The following is a 409-nucleotide window of genomic DNA, read 5'->3' as shown; positions in this document are numbered from 1 at the left end:
GGCTGCAGCCGCCCGCTTTGCAGCTTCCTCATCGCCTTGAGCAGGTTGACACCGAGTGCCGCCCACGCCATTTGCGCCTGCGTTTTGGCCGCTCCAAAGTACCGCGCTCGGCTCAAGTGGAACTTTCTCTTCATCGTCCCGAAGCCTTGTTCGACCTTGTAGCGCAGCGTGGCGATTGCCCTGTTCATCTGCGTTTGCAAGGGATGCACCGGGTTGCCTCGACTTCCTTTGAACTGGATCAGGTCGCCTATGCCCTTGCTCTTGAGGTACTCCCGATTGGCTGCGCTAGCGTAGCCCTTGTCGGCCAGCACGCCTTCGGGCTGAACGCCTTGCGCTGCGAGCGCCTCCACGATGCCGGGCAACTTGTTGACTTCGGCTTGGTTGGCGGGGTGGACTTCGATGTGCTCGA

At 61.1% G+C, this 409-nt stretch carries 1 protein-coding gene; it reads right to left on the bottom strand.

Going from position 1 to position 409, the window contains the following annotated elements; translation table 11 throughout:
* Positions 1 to 409: transposase (locus LNV08_RS23000; RefSeq protein ID WP_263536070.1), on the bottom strand; the 409-nt coding region annotated here is incomplete at both ends.

The organism is Paucibacter sp. TC2R-5 (assembly GCF_025717605.1).
In the GTDB taxonomy this organism is placed as follows: domain Bacteria; phylum Pseudomonadota; class Gammaproteobacteria; order Burkholderiales; family Burkholderiaceae_C; genus Paucibacter_A; species Paucibacter_A albus.
The sequence above is the reverse complement of the archived record's forward strand: the minus strand, read 5'-3'. Positions and strand labels throughout refer to the sequence as shown.